The organism is Paenibacillus sp. S33 (assembly GCF_053615415.1).
Genome location: NZ_JBSIEZ010000001.1, coordinates 3,348,738 through 3,372,113 on the forward strand (window position 1 = coordinate 3,348,738; position 23,376 = coordinate 3,372,113).

Annotated in this window: 21 protein-coding genes; 9 read left to right on the forward strand and 12 right to left on the reverse strand. The window is 45.2% G+C overall.

The features are described 5' to 3' along the window. Positions 1-160: 160 nt before the first annotated feature. Positions 161-850 carry a TerC family protein gene (locus ACWGXJ_RS15475; protein WP_025722249.1) on the reverse strand — a complete coding sequence of 230 codons (690 nt, stop codon included), beginning with the start codon at positions 848-850 and terminating at the stop codon, positions 161-163. A gap of 352 nt (positions 851-1,202) precedes the next feature. Here ACWGXJ_RS15475 and ACWGXJ_RS15480 point away from each other — a divergent pair, with 352 nt between their 5' ends. Beyond that, positions 1,203-1,820: a TVP38/TMEM64 family protein gene (locus ACWGXJ_RS15480; RefSeq protein ID WP_452567101.1), complete on the forward strand. Its 618-nt coding sequence runs from the start codon at positions 1,203-1,205 to the stop codon at positions 1,818-1,820. Between the two features lie 178 nt (positions 1,821-1,998). Then, a complete protein-coding gene (gene msrA, locus ACWGXJ_RS15485) occupies positions 1,999-2,970 on the forward strand; it encodes a peptide-methionine (S)-S-oxide reductase MsrA (RefSeq protein WP_452567102.1) in 972 nt (323 codons plus the stop codon). A gap of 104 nt (positions 2,971-3,074) precedes the next feature. Here the strand turns inward: msrA and ACWGXJ_RS15490 are convergent, their stop codons facing one another. Next, positions 3,075-3,878, reverse strand: coding sequence for a lipid II flippase Amj family protein (locus ACWGXJ_RS15490; protein ID WP_452567913.1), 804 nt, complete (start codon positions 3,876-3,878; stop codon positions 3,075-3,077). Between the two features lie 151 nt (positions 3,879-4,029). Here ACWGXJ_RS15490 and ACWGXJ_RS15495 point away from each other — a divergent pair, with 151 nt between their 5' ends. Next, positions 4,030-4,320: a hypothetical protein gene (locus tag ACWGXJ_RS15495; protein ID WP_452567103.1), complete on the forward strand. Its 291-nt coding sequence runs from the start codon at positions 4,030-4,032 to the stop codon at positions 4,318-4,320. A gap of 66 nt (positions 4,321-4,386) precedes the next feature. Here the strand turns inward: ACWGXJ_RS15495 and ACWGXJ_RS15500 are convergent, their stop codons facing one another. Then, positions 4,387-5,091, reverse strand: coding sequence for a YitT family protein (locus tag ACWGXJ_RS15500; RefSeq protein ID WP_013310869.1), 705 nt, complete (start codon positions 5,089-5,091; stop codon positions 4,387-4,389). A gap of 460 nt (positions 5,092-5,551) precedes the next feature. Beyond that, complete coding sequence (locus ACWGXJ_RS15505) at positions 5,552-6,442, reverse strand: DMT family transporter (protein ID WP_235309515.1); 891 nt, start codon at positions 6,440-6,442, stop codon at positions 5,552-5,554. A gap of 302 nt (positions 6,443-6,744) precedes the next feature. Here ACWGXJ_RS15505 and ACWGXJ_RS15510 point away from each other — a divergent pair, with 302 nt between their 5' ends. From ACWGXJ_RS15510 to ACWGXJ_RS15525, 4 genes are all read left to right on the forward strand, one after another. Further along, entirely contained in the window at positions 6,745-7,146 is a 402-nt protein-coding gene (locus ACWGXJ_RS15510; protein WP_452567104.1) for a hypothetical protein, read from the forward strand. Positions 7,147-7,362: 216 nt separating this feature from the next. After that, on the forward strand, positions 7,363-8,826 hold the full coding sequence (locus ACWGXJ_RS15515; protein WP_061829038.1) for a spore germination protein: 1,464 nt from the start codon (positions 7,363-7,365) through the stop codon (positions 8,824-8,826). Beyond that, the gene (locus ACWGXJ_RS15520; protein WP_069289866.1) at positions 8,819-9,910 is read left to right on the forward strand and encodes a GerAB/ArcD/ProY family transporter; all 1,092 of its coding nucleotides are present in this window, start codon (positions 8,819-8,821) and stop codon (positions 9,908-9,910) included. The genes ACWGXJ_RS15515 and ACWGXJ_RS15520 overlap by 8 nt, the downstream gene beginning before the upstream one ends. Continuing rightward, positions 9,907-11,028, forward strand: a complete 1,122-nt coding sequence (locus ACWGXJ_RS15525) for a Ger(x)C family spore germination protein (RefSeq protein WP_452567105.1) — start codon at positions 9,907-9,909, stop codon at positions 11,026-11,028. Before ACWGXJ_RS15520 ends, ACWGXJ_RS15525 begins: the two co-directional genes overlap by 4 nt. 14 nt (positions 11,029-11,042) lie before the next feature. Here the strand turns inward: ACWGXJ_RS15525 and ACWGXJ_RS15530 are convergent, their stop codons facing one another. Beyond that, positions 11,043-13,568 (reverse strand): transglycosylase domain-containing protein, encoded by a 2,526-nt coding sequence (locus ACWGXJ_RS15530; protein WP_452567106.1) that lies wholly within the window; start codon positions 13,566-13,568, stop codon positions 11,043-11,045. 216 nt (positions 13,569-13,784) lie between these two features. Here ACWGXJ_RS15530 and ACWGXJ_RS15535 point away from each other — a divergent pair, with 216 nt between their 5' ends. After that, complete coding sequence (locus tag ACWGXJ_RS15535; protein WP_452567107.1) at positions 13,785-15,053, forward strand: DNA polymerase IV; 1,269 nt, start codon at positions 13,785-13,787, stop codon at positions 15,051-15,053. 153 nt (positions 15,054-15,206) lie between these two features. Here the strand turns inward: ACWGXJ_RS15535 and ACWGXJ_RS15540 are convergent, their stop codons facing one another. The 4 genes from ACWGXJ_RS15540 to ACWGXJ_RS15555 all read right to left on the reverse strand — a co-directional run bounded on the left by ACWGXJ_RS15540 (position 15,207) and on the right by ACWGXJ_RS15555 (position 20,358). Then, complete coding sequence (locus ACWGXJ_RS15540; protein ID WP_061829033.1) at positions 15,207-15,494, reverse strand: stage VI sporulation protein F; 288 nt, start codon at positions 15,492-15,494, stop codon at positions 15,207-15,209. Positions 15,495-15,604: 110 nt separating this feature from the next. After that, a complete protein-coding gene (gene recG / locus ACWGXJ_RS15545) occupies positions 15,605-17,653 on the reverse strand; it encodes an ATP-dependent DNA helicase RecG (RefSeq protein ID WP_069289870.1) in 2,049 nt (682 codons plus the stop codon). Position 17,654: 1 nt separating this feature from the next. After that, the gene (locus ACWGXJ_RS15550) at positions 17,655-18,524 is read right to left on the reverse strand and encodes a DegV family protein (RefSeq protein WP_069289871.1); all 870 of its coding nucleotides are present in this window, start codon (positions 18,522-18,524) and stop codon (positions 17,655-17,657) included. Between the two features lie 49 nt (positions 18,525-18,573). Beyond that, positions 18,574-20,358, reverse strand: a complete 1,785-nt coding sequence (locus ACWGXJ_RS15555) for a DAK2 domain-containing protein (protein WP_452567108.1) — start codon at positions 20,356-20,358, stop codon at positions 18,574-18,576. Between the two features lie 508 nt (positions 20,359-20,866). Here ACWGXJ_RS15555 and rpmB point away from each other — a divergent pair. Beyond that, the gene (gene rpmB / locus ACWGXJ_RS15560; protein ID WP_013310881.1) at positions 20,867-21,055 is read left to right on the forward strand and encodes a 50S ribosomal protein L28; all 189 of its coding nucleotides are present in this window, start codon (positions 20,867-20,869) and stop codon (positions 21,053-21,055) included. Between the two features lie 223 nt (positions 21,056-21,278). On the opposite strand, the gene spoVM is transcribed toward rpmB, so the two are convergent. The 3 genes from spoVM to rsgA form a co-directional block, all read right to left on the reverse strand. Then, positions 21,279-21,359 carry a stage V sporulation protein SpoVM gene (gene spoVM, locus ACWGXJ_RS15565; RefSeq protein WP_010345573.1) on the reverse strand — a complete coding sequence of 27 codons (81 nt, stop codon included), beginning with the start codon at positions 21,357-21,359 and terminating at the stop codon, positions 21,279-21,281. A 390-nt stretch (positions 21,360-21,749) separates the two neighbouring features. Then, complete coding sequence (rpe, locus tag ACWGXJ_RS15570) at positions 21,750-22,418, reverse strand: ribulose-phosphate 3-epimerase (protein WP_061829029.1); 669 nt, start codon at positions 22,416-22,418, stop codon at positions 21,750-21,752. Between the two features lie 4 nt (positions 22,419-22,422). Further along, positions 22,423-23,340, reverse strand: coding sequence for a ribosome small subunit-dependent GTPase A (rsgA, locus tag ACWGXJ_RS15575; protein ID WP_348620009.1), 918 nt, complete (start codon positions 23,338-23,340; stop codon positions 22,423-22,425). Positions 23,341-23,376 lie beyond the last annotated feature (36 nt).

A 23,376-nucleotide genomic window follows, 5' to 3' on the forward strand; every position in this document is an offset into this window, starting at 1 on the left:
CCACCTCTAATCACTCATTCATCTGTTGTCTAGTTTACATGGAAGTCTGCTGACAAGCAAAGAAAAGAGACTGCTCCCGGTCCAGTTGGAGGACCTAACGGAACAGCCTCTATGGCATGAACGTTCAGCTTCAGCTAATTTTACTTCAGTGTAAGTTAGCTTAGGCGTGCTGCGCTTGCTTTCTTGTTTTTTCACTTTTAATTTTTTTAACACGCATCCCAATGGCTACAACCAGAACCACAACCAGAACCTCAAAGCCGTATTTAACGACCCCGTTCATAAACCAGTGCGCAATCAGCGGTTCCGCCACCACCATTTTGGCAGCAGTATAAGCCAGTACAGCAGCACCAATCGTAATAACTACTGGGTAACGTTCAGTCAGCTTCAAGATAATCGTACTTCCCCACACCATGATTGGAACGGAGATTGCCAGACCCAGTATAACAAGCAGCATGTTTCCATGAGCTGCTCCCGCAACAGCAAGTACATTGTCGAGGCCCATCATCGTATCCGCGATAATAATCGTGCGGATCGCTGCCCACATTTGATTCGTAGCTGAAATTTCATGTTTTTTCTCTTCGACCAGCAACTTATAGGCAATATAGATAAGTGCGAGTCCCCCAATCAAACGCAATCCGTAAATTTGCAATAAATACGTGACCAGCACTGTAGCAATCACACGAATGATGACCGCTCCGACCGTCCCCCAAATAATGACCTTCTTTTGATTGGCCTTATCAACATTGCGAGCCGCCAAACCGATTACGATCGCATTGTCACCAGCTAGCACCAGATCAATGATAATGATGGATACTAATGCGGTTAAAAACTCAATTGACAAAAAATCCATACGTTTCTCCCACCTTTTTTTATTTATTTGTTATACTGTACATAGTTCAGCGCTTTATACTAAAAAAGCGCCATTTCACGGAATCCGGAAACGGCGCTTGACCCAAATTCGGCATCAAAAAAAGACCATTTACCCGGATTCCTAAAATCCTGGCAAAGGTCTCGCTTACAACATTACGTTGCCAATAAAGCCGGGGATTAAAAATCCCGTAATGACGACTTTACTCGTTGAGCTACTCCCCTTTGGGAACTATTCTGTTAGTGGCAGTATAGCACACATTATTGGGAATGTGAACCCTATTTTTTTCTGTATAAGCGATAAGCCGAACAGGGATATTGAAAGAGGTATGTAAATGAAAAAATGGCTACTCGTCACGGCTTATGTTTCGCTGCTTTGCATCGCGTTTATCTACAGATATGATTGGCTCGCCTGGGCGGACAAGCAGACCTCCTTTCCAGTTCTGCTACTACTCGCATTTTTATTCGCGCTAATTCCGTTTGTGCCTTACAAGCTGATTATCGCCTCCATTGCTTATGCCGCAGGCCCCTGGCAAGGTGCTCTGATCTGCTGGCTTGGCACTACATTGGCTGCGTTGGTCGTTTTCACTGCAGTACGTACCCTGTTCCGTGACAAAGGACGTGCCTATTTGAAGCGGGTTCCCGCATTGGAGCGCTTCAATCGAGTCATGGAGAGGGAACCTTTTGCTGCTGTTCTGCTGGCTCGCCTGATTCCAGTCATCCCCCAAGCAGCGGTAAATGTATACGCTGGAGTAGCAGGGTTTCCGTTCTGGAGCTTTATCCTAGGTACAGCTATTGGCAAGCTTCCCGCAATTGCGGTGTATGCTTCTGCTGGCGGCACCTTTGCAGAACACCCAATTACCGGTTTGCTCATTTTGGTGCTATATACTGCACTGGTGGGCGGCGCCTTTATACTCTACCGAAAAAGGCTTCAACGCGCCAGCAGAACATAATGCGATGAGTTTGCCACCGTCTCTGTAGGAAGTTTCATTGCGATTTTTAGGACATAGCCATTTACACTACGGTTGGTTTCTGACGTTTCGTTGGATTTTGCAAAAATCTCGTATATAATTTAATTGTAAGCTATTTAAATAAAAACTAATTAAACATTCTCAGATTGGAGTGACAAATATGAGCACCAACAATCCACACACGGTAGAAAAAGCAACTTTTGCAGGTGGCTGCTTCTGGTGCATGGTTTCCCCTTTTGAGGAATTACCCGGTATTTTGAAGGTTAGATCTGGATACACAGGGGGACATACCGAAAATCCTACCTATGAAGAGGTGTGTTCTGAAACAACGGGACATGTGGAAGCCGTACAGATTACATTTGACCCACAAGTATTCCCGTATGAAAAACTGTTGGAGCTCTTCTGGCAGCAGATTGATCCGACGGATGAAGGTGGACAGTTTCACGATAGAGGTTCATCCTACCAAACGGCTATTTTCTATCATAATGAAGAGCAGCGAATCAAGGCAGAAGCTTCTAAAAAAGCTTTGGCTCAAAGTGGCCGCTTCGACAAGCCGATTGCTACACCGATTCTGCCTGCGGCCACTTTTTATGAAGCAGAAGAATATCATCAGGACTATCATAAGAAGAACCCCGCTCATTACAAACGCTACCGCAAAGGTTCGGGACGTGAAGATTTTATCGAGCAAAATTGGTCCGGCAAGATTGATAAATCCGATCTTAAAGATCGGCTGACGCCTATTCAATACGAAGTAACACAAAAAAACGCGACCGAGCGCCCTTTTCAAAATGAGTTTTGGGATCATGAGGGTGAAGGCATTTACGTGGATATCGTATCAGGAGAGCCCTTGTTCAGTTCATTGGACAAATATGATGCAGGTTGCGGTTGGCCCAGCTTTACCCGTCCGCTGCGCAGCTACAATGTCAAAGAAAAAACCGATCTCAGCCATTTTATGATCCGTACCGAGGTGCGAAGTCGTGAAGCTGACTCTCATTTAGGGCATGTATTCGATGATGGTCCAGGTCCAGATGGTTTGCGTTATTGCATCAATTCTGCCGCGCTCCGCTTTGTGCCTCAAGAAGATTTGGAGCGTGAAGGATACGGGGCATATAAGTCATTATTTGAAAAGTAAATAGCCATAGAATCATTGGGGCTGACCCGCGATCTATCTTTAATAGATGATCACGGGCCAGCCTTTTTGGGATATGGCCGCACATCATTACGTAAGCTAGCAATTTAACTCATTACCCATCCAAGCCAAATGGCTAGCGGTACTAGCAATAGCTGAGCTAATAAAGTACCTGCCAAACGCGAGATGATCATCCAGCCGTACATGCTGTTCATCCGAGTTAAGGGTAGCTCCCCTCGTAGCGTTTTCTCCGACAGAACCGCCAATCTTGGATCAATTAACAAGGTCAGTAATACCGTTGCGACGCCATTGATTAGACCTGACGACATTGACATGGCTGTACCTTGAGCAGGCCACAGGAATGATGCATATAAAGCAGATACTACTCCAGTTGTATAAATCGCAGTAACAGCTATATTCAGAATAATTAGACGCTTGGGTATCGCTCCGCTAATCAGTGAAGTAAGCATTGACCAGGTGGGGCGTTTTATGTAGTAGCCTGCATGTTTCCAGCGACTTCGCAGCATTAAATGACGCACCAAAGCCGGAATAGATCCGGTATGCTCCAAATGCACAATCCATCTGGCTGACATGCGTACCACTGTTGGATACAGTAATATAGCAAGCATGGTTCCAACGGTTGCTGCCAGCAGTACCCCATGCATATATAGTTCCAGTCTAATATTCGTTCCGCCCACTTGTGCTGCAGCTTTAGCCTGATCGACCATCCCTCCGAGTAAAGGCCCCTGCGCCATGTTAGAGGTGCGTGAAACCAACAGCAGCATTCCCGCAACGGTTAACGCCAATCCAATCCGACGCGCTCGCAAACCACCAAGCCGGAGAGCATAGGACAAGCTATCTGTAGTATGAATGATGATAGTCAGCAAAAAAACAAAACCCCAGGCAAGCAAATGCTTCACTCCTTTTCCTCGTATTCTGCACACCATTATACGCTTTTTTTCAAGATACATTTTACAATATATTCATTTCTTTGATTTCCGTTTGTTTAAGCTGACAACGGGTAATACATAATACATCATCTGCTATAAGGAGTGTGCAACTATGCCTTGGAACAAACATGATTACCCTCCATCCATGAAAAACCTGGAACCTCGGGTGCGAGAAAAAGCCGTTGATATTGCTAACGCTCTACTCCGTGACGGCTATGAAGAAGGACGCTCGATTGCGATTGCCACTTCCCAAGCCGAGGAATGGAACGATAATCATCCAGCCGAGCAAGATGAGAAACCTAAAAAACATGAAAAACAGCATTCAAGCGAAAATGTACACGACCATCATTCCGCTTCTTCCGATCAGAATGGACGCATCCATTCTACTTTAAAACCTTCCTGATAGAAGCTGAATACAGCGAAAGGGTGTTACGAAAGAAGATTTCTCTCCTGACGTAACACCCTTTCCTTATTGACGAAGGCTGTGGACGACCGGCACTGTTTTGGCAACTACCTTTTTAGCGGGAATAGCCGCTGGCAGTACCTTTTTCACAGGTCGGTGCAGTTGGAACGTGGTCGTCCATGTAATTATTTTTCCGGCAAGCCACACAGCCAGTATTGTAAACATTGTTTCCTTCATAGGCAGATACAACAGTGATAATCCTAATACGATGATGTCACTGACAATAAACACGTTGCCGATTTTCCATCCGCGCCACTCACTGATCAGCAGAGATAAGATATCATCGCCCCCGGTTGCTCCACCGAAACGCAATACGATTCCGGCTCCCAAACCTGTAAGCACCCCACAAAGTAGAGCAGCTATCAGCAGATTTCCATGTAGATCTATAACCAGAGTCGAATACTTCTCAAATCCTGCATAAAACAGTGAAAAAGCGACGGCTCCGATTAACGCAAGCAGCATAAATCTTCTGCCCTTCAGTACCCATGCCAGCAATATGACGGGAATATCAAGCAGCAACATACTCCATGCTGGAGATATGCCAAACGCGTAATGTCCCAGCAGGGCCAAGCCTGCAAATCCGCCTTCTGACAAATGATTTTGAGCATTAATGTGATAGTACGTAAAAGCTAAAATGCATGTTCCGAGCAACATGACAGCAATCTGTCTCAATGCTCCATTGTTCACGATAGATTCGTAAGTTTTCCTCATACAGGCTCCCTCGGTTTCTCGTAAGTTTGATGTGGATGAACCCACTCTTACGGAAGCTACCGGATAAGATGTGCCTGGAGGACTTGGTCCTTCGCATGTACAATCCCCTCTTCCGCAGAGTTGGCTTTCGCAACTTGACGTTACTCCGCGGAAAAGCTAAGTATAAGACAGATCAAATCGTTTCCAAATCGTCCTTTGGGGAAGTATCCTTCGGGGACACATGGTATCCTGATCCTTTCTTTTGTGGAATAAAACTCCGACATTTCTGTGGTGCATATAATTCTATAATTTATTATACCACACCTTGTCACCTGCTAAACAGCTTGCTTTTTTGCTGCACCATATTTTATTTTATGTGTGAGCATGCTTTATTGTATGTGCGAATTAACGTATTATACCGAAGGTTTGGCGAATGTACATTTAATATAGCCCAAAGCGTATTTTATTTCTGTTTAGATTATTATCCACTTAATTTGGCGGTTCTACGCTGGTTGGCCATAAACACCCCTCCAAGTATAAGGACCAGCCCGGTCAGAACGTTCCAGCCGATATGTTCATTCAGGAGCAAAAAGCCCCATACGATGGCACTTACTGGTACAAAATACGTCACCGAAGAAGCAAATTCCGCACTCCCCCGCAAAATCATGTAGTTGAACAAAATATATGCTACTCCTGATCCTAAAACTCCCAGCCCTATAAGGGAACCCAATACACCTGGATCAGAAACAATCGACAAATTAGGTCTCTCCACAATTGTCATCATAATGCCACCCCCTACCGCCGCACCAAACAGTGTCGCAAAGGTAGCCTGATACATGGAAAGATTGGAGAGAAAACGTTTGGAGAGCTGTGTTCCAAATCCGTAGCAGAGAGTCGCAAGCAGCATACACCCAAAACCCACAGGATCAACAGAAATAATAGATGCAGGATTAATACCCAATAAAATAATAATTCCTACAAAAGCGAGCCCCATTCCTAACCACTGCATCCGATGAAAAATAGCCCCGAAAAAAACAAGCCCCACCAACATGGTCCATATTGGCGTGGTGGCATTCAATACAGAAGCCATACTGCTAGCTATTTTGGTCTCGCTAAAACCGATCAATGTCCATGGCAAAACCATGTTGACCAAAGCTACCAGAGTAACCGATTTCCACGGAATGCTTTTAATTTTAAACGGCCTGCGCATAAGTAGCATTAATAAGACGATAAAAATAAGTCCAAAGCTGGATCTAAGAAATACAATAGTCCACGGTCCTACTTGATGTAGCAACAACACCTTGATAAACATAAACGAACCGCCCCAAATGAGGCTCAACAATAATAAAGCTGCATATAACGAACGTGACAATATGTATACCTTCTTTCTCCACTTTCTTAAGTTAAATAGTAGAGGCTGAACGCAGTCAGAACGATCTCCTCTTTTATGTAAGTTTTTATCCATTAGCTTAACATAAACTCTGTTTGACTGTCATTGGCGATAAACTCAAGAATTCTTTACACAATGGCACATGGGTATCGCTCTCTACCACTTTTCCAATAATTGAGGATTGCTTTAGCCTTGGAAAAATACCTATGATGAGGTATAAACAGAACACACGTTCTATATAATGATTATATATTGTATTCTTACTCGGAGTAAAGGAGATTTTTATGCCAAGCCAAAAGACACTGAACCACAAGAATAAAGCTCCTTTGCCTTCTGAAGAAGACGCAGGGCTAGTCAAGATCTGTGTACTTCTAACTCTTGTGCTGGATGTGCTGGAACGAGACATTCGTATTATACATACCTCCCCTCTAAAAATGCCTGATTTGTATGTTCGTAGCCTGACTGGAGTACAACAGCGTGTAGCTGTTCAATTAGCAGAGACAAAGGCGCGAATGAAAACATTAGGGGTTAAAATATACAGCGAAATCCGAAATCATGAAGGCGTAGAGGTTTTGTATATATGCCGCGGCTATCAAAGACGATTTTTCATGCTTTCATCCTTTGCCCGCAGCGAGGTCCGGCGGAAACTGGGACACTATCTAGGAATTGATCCGACGCAAGAGTAAGCCCCCTTGTAATCTAGTCTCTAGTTCTTGCACGATTAAATTTCATTCCTTGCAAAATAACCAACCCATTTCCCATTTTCAACCTAAATTCTAGTATAAAACTATTGCATTACGCGAAGTGAAGGTGATTCAAGAATGGATAAGTCACCAGAACATGGATAAATTCAATCCATATGGCACACATTATGCCTATCTCATCCAAAAAGGAGGGCTCTCTTGGCTGGACATGACGCAGCTTCCGTTGAATTAAACAGAAATGTTTCCTTTATTGAGCAAGCCCTTTTTTATACGGATGATTTAAAAAAACAGGCAATTTCCGTTGACGGCAAAGACGGTATGCTGCTCTATATTGATTCGCTCGTAGATCAGGAGATGATTCAAACTCATATCCTGAGTGCCTTATATGAGAAAATCGATGCAGTCTCTCATCAAATGTTCACCACCTTAAGCAGTCAAAAAGACACCGACCTTCAAAATGCTGCTGATTCGCTTATTCAGGGATATTGCATTTTTATGATAAATGGAGCGGAAGAATTTTTTATCCTTTCTTCCGAAAAGACGTATGCTCGCAGTACGGACGAACCAGAAAACGAAGGGGTTATTCGCGGACCGCACAATGGATTCATTGAGCAGTTATCCATCAATCTGAATCTGATTCGCAAACAAATTGTCACACCGTCGCTGGTTGTACGCTACTTCTATGTGGGATCTAAAACCCGGACTAAAATCGCTATTGTCTATGTTCAAGACTTGGCTAATCCTGAGCTAGTGGAAGCAGTGAAAACGAGAATTAAAGCGATCTCCTCCGATATGGTGCTCCCCCCCGGTTTTATTCAAGAGTTTATTGAGGACAACCCTTTTTCCCTCTTCCCTCAACAGCTCAGCACGGAACGACCGGATCGTGTGACCGCCAATCTAATGGAGGGACGGATAGCGATTTTGGCTGAAGGTAGCCCTACTGCTCTAATAGCTCCCGTCTCTTTTTTTGCATTTTACCAAAGTCCAGATGATTATCACGGCCGTTGGATTATTAGTTCATTTCTAAGAACGATTCGAATGATGAGCTTTTTGATCGCTTTTACGCTGCCTGCCATTTACATTGCGACGATTGCTTTTCATCCAGCTATTTTGCCACTAGAGTTGGCGCATACCATTAAAAAATCACTGGAAAATGTTCCATTCCCAGCGATTGTGGAGGCTATGCTGCTTGAATTGATCTTTGAGGTGCTACGAGAAGCCGGGGTTCGTCTACCCAGTCGGGTTGGCCAAACTATTGGAATCGTTGGTGGTCTCGTCATCGGAGATGCTATCGTTCGGGCTGGTCTTGTGTCGTATACGATGATCATCGTCGTCTCGTTAACAGCCATTTCTTCTTTTTTAGTGCCTTCTCATGAAATGAGCTCAGCGGTTCGTATCCTTCGTTTTCCGATGATGATTGCTGCAGCCTTGTTTGGATACATTGGCATTGCTTTCGGTTTGCTTTTTCTTACTATCCACCTTTGCAAGCTGGAGACCTTTGGTACGCCCTACTTTGCTCCTCTTGCACCATTCCGGCTCGGTGATATGAAAGATGTTTTTATCCGCTTTCCAATTTGGACATTTCATCAGCGACCATATGATTCCCAAGCCCAAAAATTGAAGCAGCAGAACGACTCTAGGAGCTGGAAACGACGTGAATAAAGAAAGTACCATTGCATCGGGTCAACTTTTTTTTCTCATCATTAAGTTTGAGATTGGCGTAGACATTTTGTCACTTCCCTATCAGATGCACCTTTCAGCTAAAGGAGGGGGTTGGATATCTGTCATTATTGGCGGCCTTTTGATTCAACTCATTATTTTGATGTGCTGGCTTCTGCTAAGACGTTTTCCCTCCTCTTCGATTTATCAAATATTAACCCAAATTACTGGTTGCTGGATTGGAAAAGCATTGACTGTGGCTTACATTGCTTACTATCTGCTTATGGGTACCTCCGTTCTTGTGAACGCATACGACGTCATCAATCGCTGGATGCTGCAATATACTCCCCGTTGGGCTATACTTGCACTGTTTTTGTTCAGTAGCATATATCTGGTTCGCGAAAATTTAAGAACAATTGCTCGAGTGCTTGTTTTAATTTCATTTCTGATTTTTCCCATGATGCTGTTAATTAGCTATGGTATAAAGCAGTCCAACCCGCTTTATCTGCTACCTCTGACTGAGGCGGGATGGCCCCGTATTATTGTCGGTTCAAAAGAAACGCTCCTAGCGATGTTTGGTTTTGAGTTCATTCTTGTCGTCTTTCCCATGGTTGAGGGCAAAAGTATAGGCAAGCTCAAGTCAATTTTGGCAGCTAACGCGATCGTGGTACTATTGTATTGTTTTACTGTATTTACCTGTACAACCGCATTCAGCCCCCAACAGCTTGAATTAATGCCGGAGCCAGTCATTTATTTGCTCAGATCCATTCCACTGGGAACGATGGATCGGGTCGATTTTATTTTTCTACCGATTTGGCTCATTTCGATCTTTGGTGCTATAAGTGGTTATTATTATGCGGCGTCTTACGGAATAAGCTATCTATTCAAGCAAAAGAGTCACAAAAAGGCGGTTCCCTTTGTTGTGCTCGCCTCATGTTGTATTGCCTATTTGCCTCAACGAAGAGAAGATTTCGAGCTTATTGGTTCCATAGCCAATAATTCTGCTTATCTTTTCCTAATTGTATTCCCTTTTCTGCTGCTGATCCTATCCTATCTCTTCAAAAAAAAGGAGGGACCTGAAACATGAAAAAAAAGAGCAGAGCGCTTGGAATGCTAACTCTACTCATTTTTATAACAGGCTGCTGGGATCAGGACAATTTGAAGGATGCCCGAATGGCAAATGCATCGGCTTATGATCTCACTCCTGAAGGCATGTTGCTGCAAACGCTAGAAGTTGTAGACGATTCTCAAAGCAATCAAGGTAAAAGCACCAATGAAATTCACTCAGGCATCGGTCATTCCGTTCGGCAAAGCACAGACAAAATCCGGGCTAAAGTAACCGGGGATATCCGCTTTTTCAAATACGGAGTTATTCTGTATGGTACAAGCTTGGCTCGAAAAGATCTATATCCCTATCTGGATGTGCTGTATCGTGAGCCTGACCATCCGACTTCCCATGTCAAGGTAGCTATTGTAGATGGATTAGCTGGAGAAATAATAGATCAAAAAGGCATAGGTAACCTCTTAATTGGCGAATTTATAACCAAAAAAATCAGAAGCCTTGAGGAAATGTGTATGTTCCCGGAAATGACACTGGAGACACTGCTCCCCCCAATGCTTGATCCGGGTCAAGATTTTGTGCTTCCCTATCTTTCCAAAGAAGGAGAAGATATTACAGCACGTGGAATTGCCTTATTTCACGGACAAAAATTCACAGGAAGCCTAAGTAATGAGCAAGGTGTTTTATATGTCCTGATGACTGGAAAGTGGAAAAATACAGCTCGCTTTGTAAAAAGGATACATCCAGGATCTGTCGGTGATGTGCAAAACTTTATTACGTATCAGGCTAACATTCAGAATATCAAACGTAGCCTTAAAGTGAAAGTTCAGCGCGATGGACAAATTGATGTGGAGCTTAACTTGAAATTGCCTGTCGATATTGTTGAATATGCACGAAATCATCTTCAAGATAAAGCTAACGTACGGCGTCTAAACCGTCAACTTTCCGAAATTATGACCCAGGATGCGGAACAAATTATCCGTACACTTCAGGAAAATGGATGTGATGCCTTTGGCGTAGGCAGACAGTTGATCGCTCATCATCCAGCAGTATGGAAAAGTGTAGATTGGAATAAAGAATATCCCAATGTCCGTTTTCATCCGCAGGTCACTGTAGACATTGTCGGGAACGGCATTTTAAACTAAGCCGTTCCTGTCGTTTAGTTTTTGGGTTGATCAGATATTATTTCTGGATAAATAACTTCATCAGATTGGGTTTTGGGAGTCTCACTCTGGCTTTCCGATTCAGAAGGAGTCCCCTGTTCGTTTTCAACAAAAGGTTGCGAAGTATCTGTTGATGGCACATCGTTATTCTCATCAGGCATTTCTATCTCTGTGTCTGCGTCAGGAACAGCAGAATCCGTTTCCTCTGGTGGAATTTTCTCTTGATCTATTGCAGGTACCTCAACCTCTGGGACTTCTTTTTCCTTGATATCTGGTTTGGACGGGACCACTGGTCTAGCAGAACGCGGAAGCCGTTCTCTTCCAACTTCAGTAGGCACATACTTTTGATTAAACCAGTCAGTCACAAGTTGACCCGATTGACGGGAATAACGCCCTGGCAGCTTACCTGTAAGGCTAGAAACCGTAACTCTTACAACACCTTCCGGCCGTATAAAGTGCTTATTCTTAAAAAGTTCAGGCTGGTCCTTGACCGCCTCATTCATGATCAGTGCCCACACTGACTGTGCTCTGGAATGGCCTTCTTGAGATAATGTATTAACCTGTTGGCGGTAACCAGCCCAGACGCCTAGTGTAACGTCAGGTGTGTACCCCATAAACCACACATCACCAAAGTTTTGTGTTGTACCGGTTTTACCGGCGATATCAATGGCACCGTAGCTTTTAAAAGCATTTTGCAGGCGTTTACCAGTTCCCCTCGGATCTGATATAACAGTTTTAAGCATATCCGTCATCAAAAATGCGGTTTGCTGTGAATATACACGCTTCGCCTGCGGTTTAAATTCATATATGATCTTCCCGTTGGCATCCGTAATTTTGCTGATCAGATGAGGTGCATTATATACACCCATATTAGGAATCGTTCCATATGCTGCGGTCAGTTCCTCGACGGATACCCCTTTGCTTAGTCCACCCAGAACCCCTGTCTGAGCATGTTCATCCTGCGGCTGAATCGTCGTAATTCCAAGAGAACGCACAAAATTCCAAGCGTTTGGAATTTTAACTTCATATAAGAACAGCCTCAGTGCAGGGATATTGATTGACCGATTGAGTGCTTCACGGGCTGTCATAAGCCCCTCGTACCGTCTGTTATAATTTTTAGGAATATGATAACCTTTACGCCCGTCTTTCAATATGATTTGTGAATCATCAATAAGACCGGCTGGCTGAGTGTAGCCCTTTTCCAAAGCAGGTAAATAAGCAGCAATAGGCTTCATGGCAGAACCGGGCTGACGTGTCATTTGAGTTGCATAGTTCATTTGCTCGGTATTAAAATCCCTGCCCTCGATCATACCGAGTATAGCCCCTGTTTTATGATCAATCATGATTGCTGCAATCTGCTCTAATCCCTTCTTCTTACTGTATGGAGAAAAGTTTTGTGGATTGGCTGCAATCTGCCGCATATTGTTATAAATTTTCTTATTTATCGTTGTATAAATTCGATATCCGGACCGTTGCAACTCTTCTCGCGTATTTTGAAGAAGCTCGGCATGCTCAGGCTTGGAAATCTCGGCTGCCGTGATATCGGGATTTTGTTGGAGCGCTAACAATTGGGCGGCTTCCCGCTCTGTCTCCAGCATCAAATAAGGGAATGTGTTATAGCTTTTTTCGCGATGTGGCGCAAGAGTGGCTTTCACATCAAATTGAAGCGCCTCGTTATATTCGGATGGCGTAAGTTTACCTGTTGCCAGCATTCTTCCCAACACGACACGTTGGCGCTCCATCGCTTTATTGAAGCCTTCTTCATCAAAGTTCCCTTTACCATCAAAAGCGGAATAAACAGATGGCAGTTGGGGAAGACCTGCCAAATAAGCCGCCTGAGCAATATGAAGCTTATGTAGATCACTTACATTGAAAATCCCTAAAGAAGCAGACTTGATTCCATATAAATTGTAACCAGCGGAACCATTACCAAAGGGCATTTTGTTTAAGTAAGCCGTTAATATTTTATCCTTGCCCATAAACCGCTCCATACGCAGTGCCAGCAGCATTTCCTTCACCTTGCGACTGTCCGTCTTATCCAGACTGAGAAAAACCCTTCGGGCTACCTGCTGCGTCAGTGTGCTACCGCCTGTTTGGCGGTTTTCATTCAAAAGCTTCTGCTTAACAGCACGAGCTGTTCCCTTTAAATCCACACCACGATGCTCATAAAATTGGCTGTCTTCCGTTGAAATGAGGGCGTCCACAATAGACTGAGGGACATCCTTCAGATCAACGAGCTGTCGATCCTCCTCCATGCGCATTCTTCCAACCGGAGTTACCTGATCATTAAAAAATACAAAGCTGGTCAGAGCGTTCTCATTTACCTTTTCATATATCAACTGACGTGATCGTACAGGTTCATCATGAACCAGTGCCGCTACATAACCGGATATAAGACCTCCAGCAAATAGCACTCCAAGTACACCCGCAAACGAGAACCACTTGATATTAATCAGCAAAACTCTGCCAAAAATACGCCACCTACTGCGTTTTTGAGATGATGGTCGACGTTTTGGGTTCATAAAAATGGTTTTCTCCCCTCAATATTCATTCATTTCCACTTGTTTTTGCTCAAGATATTATGATACGCCATGTTAGGTTTTCCGTAAACTGTAACGTTCCAAAAAATACATTTGTATTAGGAACACTTGTTCTGTATATAATACTACTATAAGAGTATACATTCAAGAATATTTTGGAAGGATGATCCACACATATCAGGAAAGGAGGTCTTATTTTTGGAGGAACGCAGAAATAGAACCATATTCTTATCGGACTGCCAAAGTTTTTATACCAGCATCGAAAAAGCAGATGAACCCAAATACCAACATAAGCCACTCGTTGTGGCCGGTGACCCTGCACTTCGTTCAGGCATTATTTTAGCTGCGTGTCCGCTGGCCAAAAAATACGGTATATCTACAGCAGAACGTCTGGGAGAAGCGGTGAAAAAATGTCCTGGCCTTATCATTGTACGTCCGCGTATGCAGCATTATATCGATGTCTCATTAAAAATAACAGAAATTTATAATGAATATACGGATTTGGTTGAAGTTTTCAGCATTGATGAACAGTTTCTGGATATGAGCGGAAGCCTCTCCCTGTTCGGGGATCCGGTTAGTATTGCAAGTGAAATTCAGCAAAAGGTACTGGCACAAACAGGAGTATGGATTCGAATTGGTATCGGCTCCAACAAAATGCTGGCTAAAACCGCAACAGATATATGGGCTAAAAAAAATGACAGTGGCATTTTCTTGTTGCCTGCATCCGATATTGCAGCGTTGCTATGGCCCCAGCCAGTACGTCTTATGTTCGGGATCGGTTCACGAATGGAACGGCATTTGGAGAAGCTTGGACTACACACCATTGGAGATATCGCACGTACTCCCTTACCTCGGCTACAGGACAAATTCCGGTCTCATTTCGGTAAGCAGTCCGATATTCAGGCAGAGGTAATATGGCGAACTGCTAACGGGATCGATCACAGCCCGGTCAAGCCGGAAACATTTAATACACCTCCCAAATCCATCGGTCATATGATGACTCTTCCCCGCGACTATCTCCAGCCTGCGGAAGTGGAAACCATCCTGCTTGAACTAACAGAGGAGGTGTGTCGGGACGCCCGCCGCAAAGGATATATGGGCTCGGTTGTGACTGTTCATTGTATATGCAGTCCCTACGAGGCACCAACCGGATTCTCCCGACAAATGAAGATACCCGATCCTACAAACCATACCCAAAAGGTATATGAAACCGTTAAAAAAATCTTTTATACTTTTTGGAATCATATGCCTGTGAAGCGCGCAGGAGTTACTTTAAGCGGATTGGTGGATGATCAACTGTATCAACTGGATTTTTTTGAGGATCAGGAGCGATCCCGTGCTTTGGAAAAGGTGACGGACACTTTAAAGGATCGGTACGGTCAGTCCATCATCATGCGCGCATCGTCGTTAACAGATGCCGGGCAGGCCATGGAACGGTCTATCAAAATTGGCGGTCATTACAAATAAAAAATCTCATGATAAGCTCACACTAGCTATTGCCCGGGGAATGAACTAACTAAAACAAACCAAAAAGGATCGCCTGATATCAGGCAATCCTTTTTTTATCTGTGCTTCACAAAAAACATGGAGAGCGCTTCGAAGCACCTCTTCAAATAGCAATCAACGGAACATTCCCCACAGCTTGATTAGATGGAATGTATTGGACGGATCAATTTTTTGTGCCAATACGAAGGCGGTCAATTGCTCCTCCTGCGCAGCCGTCAAACGCTCGTTTAAAATAGCAGAAGTAGTCTTCACAAGATGACGCACCTTAGCTTTATTTTGCAGGTCCGCTTTAGTCACACCTTCGATCTGCTGCTTAACCCGATCCTTGAGCGCACGATTTTTCATTTTCAACTTAATCCGCTCCACCAGTTGCGGACTGATTCCATATTGCTGATAGCTCAATGTTGCCACACCTCCCATATCATTCGGTCATTCCCAAATATATGACGGCCAGCCTGTCCATTGTGCCTATTGTTTAAAACGTTTAGAACAACCTCATGATTCATGGTGGATTAGTCGATGAGATCCCCCTGGAAAATCTGCTCTTTTTGCAAATAACCGCGCAGTGCTTCATACTGCGGAGATGTCCAAAAGGACGCATCCTTGATCAGATCAGTTGCATCCTCACGCGCCTTTTCCAGCACCTCAAAATCCGCTACCATATCTGCTAAACGAAACTCGGGTAGCCCACTCTGCTTGGTGCCAAAAAAGTCACCCGGCCCTCTCAAATCCAGATCGCGTCTAGCCACCTCAAAACCATCGTCCGTATCGGTCATAACCTTCATCCGCTCCTGACCAACCTCCGACTTAGGATCAGCGATCAGTACACAATACGAGGCATGTGCTCCCCGTCCGACACGTCCACGTAATTGATGTAACTGGGACAGCCCAAAACGATCCGCATCCATAATGATCATTAGCGTCGCATTGGGGACGTCTACCCCCACCTCCACAACCGTCGTTGAAACGAGCAACTGAACCTCATTCGCATAGAAAGAACGCATAACTTCTTCCTTTTCTGCGGGAGTCATCCGTCCATGTAATAGCCCAACGCGGTAATGTGGAAAAGCCTGTTGCATTTGAATATGCAAATCAATGGCATTCTGTACGTCCAGCTTCTCCGACTCTTCAATCAACGGGCAAATCAGATAAGCCTGCCGTCCCTGATCTACCTCGCGGGAAATAAAACCAAGTACCCGATCCATCAGTTCGTGCTTCACCCAATAGGTGGAAATTGGAATACGCCCCTTCGGCCGCTCTGACAACGTAGAAACATCCATATCGCCAAACGCAGTAATGGCCAGCGTACGAGGGATCGGTGTGGCCGTCATCGTCAGCACATCGGGATTATAGCCTTTGCGACGCAGTACACTACGCTGGTTCACTCCGAATCTATGCTGCTCATCCGTTACAACAAGCCCAAGCTGGCGAAAATATACATCTTCCTGAATGAGAGCATGGGTGCCTACTACAATGTCCAGCAGACCCATTTGGAGAGCAGCTAGCAGCTCCTTACGCTTCTTCCCGGTTGTACTCCCAGTCAGTAGGCCCACACTGATTCCAAAGGGCTCAAACAGCTTGTGAAGCGACCGCATATGCTGCTCGGCCAATATTTCGGTTGGCACCATCAGCGCTCCCTGAAAACCAGAACGTACTGTGGCAAATAAACCGATGGCAGCAACAACTGTTTTACCTGACCCAACATCTCCCTGAAGCAGACGGTTCATACAATAAGGTGAGCGTAGATCGTGCAGTATTTCAAGCTCTACCTTCTTCTGTGCATCCGTTAATTCAAAAGGCAAAGCCCTTACAAATTCACGAATCGTGGCGTTATCCACCGTATGTACCACTCCGTCCGCTCGACCACGATTTAGCGCCCGGAATGCCTGCATTTTCAGTTGAAATAAAAATAGCTCCTCATACACCATCCGCCGACGAGCCTCTTGCCCCTCACGGTTGTCCTGAGGCTGGTGTATACCCGCAATAGCCTGCTTGCGCGGCATCATACTATATTTGCGTACAAGCAACTCAGGCAATATTTCGGGGATCATTTCGCCAAACTGCTGGAGCGTCTGATTCATCGTTTTTCGCATCCAGCTTTGCGTAATCTTGCCGCCTATAGAGTACACCGGTTGAAGCGTCCCCGAGCGGGCTACTCCTTTATCAGGAAACTCAGAATCTGCAACAGTCATCTGCATACGTTTGAGATCCCATTTACCAGTCACCACAATTTCACGACCTGAGGTTAGCTGCTCCTTCATGAAATGCCGATTAAACCATGTCGCGGTAAACATCCAATCCTCGGCCATCAATTTACAAGTCAACCTTGATTTGCGCCCGTAACGCTGAAGCACCGGAATGCCCATAATTTTGGCCTGTACCGTAATCTTATCTCCGTCCTTCACTTCGCTTAGCGAGCGCAGTCGGTAATCTTCATACCGAAACGGATAATATTCCAGCATGTCCTGTATGTTAGAAATGCCAAAAGCGTGAAGCTCTCCCTCTTTGAGAGCACTCACGCCATGTATTTGTTTTAAAGGTATTTGATCCAATTGCAGCATATTACCTCTCATCTCCGGCCGGCCATACAAAAATGCCAATCGTTCCTGGCCCTACATGGGTCCCAATCACAGCGCCAAGTTCAGTATATATTCGATCCCCCAGCTCAAAATGCTCTGCCAGCTGAGCCACGAACGCTTCTGCCGCTGAGCGATCTGCCGTATGACCCACAGCAATATTAATTTTTTGGCCTTTTAAATCCCGCTCCAGTAGTTCAATAATTCGTGCTGTCGCTTTTTTATGCCCTCTCGCCTTATCAACCGAATAAATAATGCCTTCTTTGTCAATCGAAAGAATCGGCTTAATGTTAAGCAACGTACCAACCATTGCCGCTGCCTTGCCAATACGTCCGCCTTTTTTTAAGTATTCCAGGGTATCCACCAGGAAATATAAACAACGGCGCTCCCCACGACGTTCCACAGCCCGAACAATATCAGTCGGGGAGTGTCCGGCAGCCGCCAGCTCTGCCGCATAAACCACTAGCATGCCGTATCCGTATGAAGCTGATTTGGAATCCACCACAGTCACTCTATGTTCATGCTTCTCCAGCATGGATTTGCCCAGCAGAGCAGACTGATACGTTCCGCTCACACCCGAGGATAAATGGATAGAGATAACCTGGCTCTCGGGGTATTGCTCTAACAGCGTCGTGTATGTCTCCAAAAAACGGGCTGGTGAAGGCTGTGACGTCGTAGGCAGCTCATCAGCCCGTACTAGTTCGCTGTAAAACTGCGACGCTGACATCTCAATGCCGTCCAGGTAAGCTGTGCTGCCGAACATCACTGTCAAGGGTACAACAACTATACCGAGACGGTCTGCTAATTCTTGTGGAATATCAGCCGTGCTATCCGTCAAAATGATGGTACTGCTCATCAGTCAGACCTCCTTTTGTTGTGGACTTCCATGGGCGTGCTAAAGCACATCAGGTTTCCACTGAGAACAAATAAGGATAAATCGGCTGACCACCTTCATGAACTTCCACTTCAGCATCCGCATAATTTTCTTCAAGCCATGCAACAAGCTGATCTGTGTCCTCTTGATTTGCGTCTGAACCTGTGAGAATCGTAACAATTTCATCGCCATTCACCAGCATTTTCGCTAGCAAAAGACGGGACGTTGCCATTAAGTGTTCCTCGGTCGCTACAATTTTGGAATCCTGAATACCGATGTAGTGCCCGGCTGTAATATGCAGGTCATCAAGCGTCGTATCCCGTACCGCGTAGGTCACTTGCCCAGACTTCACCCGGGTGACTGCGTCACGCATATTGTCCTGATTTACCTCAAAAGCCTCTTCCTCCTGGAAGGAAAATGCTGCCGCAATGCCCTGAGGAATTGTTTTGCTCGGAATAACCGACACCATACGTTCCATCTCTAGCAGTTCACGCGCTTGTTCTGCCGCCAAAATAATATTGGAATTATTCGGAAGAATAAAAATATGTTGAGCCGCAATCGAGCGCGCCGCATTAACGAAGTCCTCTGTGCTTGGATTCATTGTCTGGCCGCCAGAAAGGACAACATCGACGCCTAAACTTCTGAAAATATCAGCAATTCCTTCACCGGAAGCCACAGCTATAAAACCAAAGGATGCCAGTTCATGAGCGGGGGGCTCAGACGGCTCTTCCTCACGTGCAGGCTCTGTTGGTATTTCAGCAAACCACTCAGGCTCAGGAGCAACATCCATACCCGCAGACAACAAATCACGATGCTGCTCGCGCATATTTAAAATACGAATCTGTGTAATTTCTCCGTAACGCAGTGCCAAATTCAGCACTTCACCAGGAGCCTTAGAATGCACGTGAACCTTGATGACATCATCGTCTGAAATTACGATAATAGAATCACCATCTACGGATAACGCTTTCCGGAAGGCTTCTTCATCAAAATCGGTACCTTGCGCTTCGCCCAATTGTCGATTAATAAAAAACTCCATATCATACAAAAATTCAATATTATCCGTTTCGAGCTTCGCTTGCGCAGAAATCGGCGCATCTGGGGAAGGAACAACTGCAGTAGCAGTAGGTCTCTCCGATACGTGAGGAGCAAAAACCGGGCGTACATTATCATTTTTTGCAGTTGGAGACGTCACCAAGCCGCTTCCAAGATGTTGCATAAAGCCTTCATAAATATACACAAGGCCTTGCCCACCCGAATCTACAACTCCTACTTGCTTCAGTACAGGGAGCATGTCCTGCGTCATGGCAAGCGTTTCCTTCGCTTTGGCAAGCACTTCTTCCATCAATTCCGTGATGTCGTTCGTCCGGCGCGAGAAAAATACAGCATGCTTGGCCGCTTCCTTCGCCACGGTAAGAATTGTACCCTCCACCGGCTTAACCACCGCCTTGTAGGCCGCATCCACCCCGCTCTGCAATGCCGATGCGAACTGAAGGGTATTCAATTCCTCGTATGGGGCAGCGTAACGGCTGAAGCCACGAAACAACTGAGACAGGATAACCCCTGAATTGCCGCGGGCTCCCATCAGCAAACCTTTGGATAATATGCCGGACATGACACCGATGGAGGAAGAATCCCCCCTCTTTAATTCCGTTACGCCCGCGCTCATCGTCAAATTCATGTTAGTTCCCGTATCACCGTCTGGCACCGGGAATACATTTAGTGAATTGACATGTTCCGCATGCTGCTGTAATTGTTCCGCCCCGGCTAAAACCATTGCGGTAAAATCTGTTCCATTCAAAGAACGATTACTCAAGAGAATTCCCCTTCCTAGCTTAATACACTTGTTTTACTATCAACCTTCACCACACCTTATCCAGCTGTGCCTACAGGTTCAATTAAATTATACTAAAGCCAGACGACGAATACGAATGTCACACTTTCATAAGCTCTTGTACTCACGTCTGGTCGCTCTTCTACAGGTCATATAAAATGAAAAACCAGTCAACTACCCAACATAAATCATCGGCTGGAATGATAACTATAGTCCCGCCTCTGAACCGCCGGCATGACTGGAATAAGAATTCGCATTCCATTTAAATACAAAATAATCGCAGCAATAACTATCCCATATTGTACTATAATGCGAAAGAGAAATAAATAAAGTTTTTGAATCAGTTGACGGAGCTTTTTTGACTATGATATTATATTTAAGTATTGTTTTGTTCAGGTTAGTGACTTACAAAGTCCGGCTGACCCAGTCGGCCTGAAGAGAGACCCGTTCCATATGGAATTTGGTTATTTTCAGAATAGGAGGTGGAATCATGTCTCGTAAATGTTCTGTAACAGGCAAAAAGCCTGGCAGCGGTAACCACGTATCTCACGCTAACAACCGTAATCGCCGTACTTGGGGCGTCAACGTACAAAAAGTTCGCATTCTCGTTAACGGTAAACCGAAACGCGTTTATGTCAGCACTCGTGCATTGAAAGCCGGTAAAGTGACTCGCGTGTAGTCGTAAAAAAATATCGTTATAAACAAAAGGCACCTCGTTTTAAACGGGTGCTTTTTTGGTTATTCGAAAAGTAATATCCATCTGGTTCAGGAACACAAAATGTCAGGCACCTTCCCGTGCGTTCCAATCTTTTACTACCGAGCTACCTTCTGTTATGCCCGGGAAGCGTGCCCTGTGTACCACTAGCTTTCATCCTACATCCTGTGTTTACATTACGCTGAATTCAGTTTTTCTGGAATGTATTCAAAATGGCTTTAACGAATCCACCCAGAAATTTTGGCAGCTTGATTGTGTAAAACTTCATGCCTCACCCTCCCCATCATCCTCCTGCATCCGTTCTCTGTAGTTTATGCAACCTATCAAGGGTTGTTGCCCCACAAAAAAAGGCTACATGAGAATCCCGCTCATGTAACCATATTTATGCACAACCATCCCAGGCTATACCATCAGACAAGTCCGCGAACATAGAGATATGCTGAGAGTATGAAAATAAACAGGATATAATAAAGTACGCTGCACACCACAAAACCTATTCGTAAACCACGCCGTTCATTTTTTCGAAAATAAAACAGGACAATTAGAACAGCCAATAGTGAAAGAACGGCATTCCAAGGAGCCTTCACTAGCGAGAAGCAGCTAAGGGTCAACCCCGTCGCCATGCTCGCTACAGTCATCCACAATGCTTCGGTCAGCTTCACTTGGACAAACGTGCTGCACTGTCCCGAATCGCAGCAATAGCCGCTGCGCGGTCTGCTCTGCCGAATACCGCACTACCAGCCACCAGCACGTCAGCCCCCGCTTCAAATACGGCTGGTGCCGTCTCCTCCGCAATACCTCCGTCTACCTCGATATGTACGTCTGGACGACCCAATTCGTTCAACCAAGCACGGATTTGTCTGATTTTATTTAACGTCTCTGGAATGAAGGACTGACCTCCAAAGCCAGGATTGACCGTCATTACCAGAATCATATCCACATTTGGCAGCACTTCCTTGATCGCATATGGTGAAGTACCTGGATTGAGAGCCACTCCAGCCAGAGCGCCTTGCTGCTTGATCAAGTGAAGGACACCATGCAAATGAACACAGGCCTCAGCATGAACAGTGATGATATCGGCTCCTGCTTTTACGAAATCGCCAATATAGCGTTCAGGATGCTCAATCATCAGATGAACATCCAAGGGAAGAGTCGTGTGCGGACGAATAGCCTGAACGATAGGTGGGCCCAGTGTAATATTAGATACAAAATGTCCATCCATTACGTCCACATGAATCCAGTCTGCCCCTCCTGCCTCAGCTTCCGCAACTTCACTGCCCAAGCGAGCAAAATCAGCGGATAAAATCGACGGTGCTATTTTTAACATATACTCAGTACCTCCGCTTTTTTTCTTTTAATTCCTGATAGAACTGCAAATAGCTATCATACCGTCCCTGTGAAATATGTCCTTCTTCCAGGGCCTCTCTTACTTTACAACCAGGCTCGTGAATATGGGTACAACCCCGAAATTTACATCCTTCCGCATACTGCTGGAATTCACGAAAACAGGGAGATAGCTCATCCACACCCAGCTCCAGAAAATCCAGCTGGCTAAACCCCGGTGTATCTGCTACAAATCCTCCGTTGTCTAGAGGAATCAGCTCCACATGACGAGTCGTATGTTTTCCTCGGCCCAGCTTATTGCTTATGGCGCTCGTCTCCAGCGTTAACCCAGGTTCTAGAGCATTAAGCATGGAAGACTTTCCTACACCTGATTGCCCGGAAAACACGCTGATTTGACCAGCCAATAGCTTCTTAAGCTCAGCCGTCCCTTCTCCGGTACGGGCACTGGTTACCAGCACTTCATAACCGATCTTCTGGTATATTTCCTGAACGGCCAGCACGGTGTCATCCTCTGAAGGGCTGCCTTCATACAAATCGCGCTTAGTCAGACAGATAATCGTATCCAGCCCGGCGTGCTCAATATGGACTAAAAATTTGTCCAGTAAAGGCAGGTTTAAATCCGGCTCACGCAATGAAAACAGCAGCACGGCAAGCGTGGTATTGGCTACCGGAGGACGTATTAGCTCCGTCGTACGCTTTCTAATCTCCTTGACCATACCTTCCCCGTTTTCAGTCAGTTCGTAAACGACCCGATCACCAACAAGAGGCGTAATCTCTTTTTTCTTAAAAATGCCGCGTGCTCTGCATTGTACCGTAGCTTCGCCAGATACCGGACGCCCATCCTGATCCAGGCTGGAGACATAATAATATCCGCTAAGCGCCTTGACGATCAGACCTTCAGGCATGTGTAAGATGTCCTCCTTCATAATGTTCAAGTTTCA

Bases quoted from the DNA above. Each gene is read 5' to 3' on its own strand.
- ACWGXJ_RS15500 (WP_013310869.1), bottom strand. From the start codon at position 5,091: ATGAGGAAAACTTACGAATCTATCGTGAACAATGGAGCATTGAGACAG.
- msrA (WP_452567102.1), top strand. From the start codon at position 1,999: ATGAGCACCAACAATCCACACACGGTAGAAAAAGCAACTTTTGCAGGT.
- rpe (WP_061829029.1), bottom strand. From the start codon at position 22,418: ATGTTAAAAATAGCACCGTCGATTTTATCCGCTGATTTTGCTCGCTTG.
- ACWGXJ_RS15495 (WP_452567103.1), top strand. From the start codon at position 4,030: ATGCCTTGGAACAAACATGATTACCCTCCATCCATGAAAAACCTGGAA.
- ACWGXJ_RS15550 (WP_069289871.1), bottom strand. From the start codon at position 18,524: ATGAGCAGTACCATCATTTTGACGGATAGCACGGCTGATATTCCACAA.
- ACWGXJ_RS15475 (WP_025722249.1), bottom strand. From the start codon at position 850: ATGGATTTTTTGTCAATTGAGTTTTTAACCGCATTAGTATCCATCATT.
- recG (WP_069289870.1), bottom strand. From the start codon at position 17,653: ATGCTGCAATTGGATCAAATACCTTTAAAACAAATACATGGCGTGAGT.
- spoVM (WP_010345573.1), bottom strand. From the start codon at position 21,359: ATGAAGTTTTACACAATCAAGCTGCCAAAATTTCTGGGTGGATTCGTT.
- ACWGXJ_RS15530 (WP_452567106.1), bottom strand. From the start codon at position 13,568: ATGAACCCAAAACGTCGACCATCATCTCAAAAACGCAGTAGGTGGCGT.
- ACWGXJ_RS15510 (WP_452567104.1), top strand. From the start codon at position 6,745: ATGCCAAGCCAAAAGACACTGAACCACAAGAATAAAGCTCCTTTGCCT.
- rpmB (WP_013310881.1), top strand. From the start codon at position 20,867: ATGTCTCGTAAATGTTCTGTAACAGGCAAAAAGCCTGGCAGCGGTAAC.
- ACWGXJ_RS15525 (WP_452567105.1), top strand. From the start codon at position 9,907: ATGAAAAAAAAGAGCAGAGCGCTTGGAATGCTAACTCTACTCATTTTT.
- rsgA (WP_348620009.1), bottom strand. From the start codon at position 23,340: ATGCCTGAAGGTCTGATCGTCAAGGCGCTTAGCGGATATTATTATGTC.
- ACWGXJ_RS15480 (WP_452567101.1), top strand. From the start codon at position 1,203: ATGAAAAAATGGCTACTCGTCACGGCTTATGTTTCGCTGCTTTGCATC.